This window comes from Legionella nigrisilvae, from assembly GCF_977063395.2.
Genome location: NZ_CDRUGZ020000036.1, coordinates 1 through 260 on the forward strand (window position 1 = coordinate 1; position 260 = coordinate 260).

Below are 260 nucleotides of genomic sequence, written 5' to 3' on the forward strand. Positions count from 1 at the left end.
CGTTGAAGACTACAACGTTGATAGGCAAGGTGTGGAAGCGCAGTAATGTGTGAAGCTAACTTGTACTAATTGGCTGATTGTCTTGACCATATAATCTGAGCTACTTCAGTTCATAGCTCCAGATACAAGTTTAAAGGTATTAAAGTGAGGTTTTTGACCTCACTTACAAAAAAATGTGCACCTCTTTATTTACCTAAAGCATAATTCGGGTATAATAGCCCCCATTATGCATAAACAGTTTTCCTGGCGACCATAGCGTC

1 rRNA gene is annotated in these 260 nt (G+C 39.2%); it reads left to right on the forward strand.

The window, feature by feature from the left end:
- A 23S ribosomal RNA gene (locus ACWTE2_RS22355) occupies nucleotides 1-90 on the forward strand; the annotation flags it as partial.
- Nucleotides 91-260: the final 170 nt, after the last annotated feature.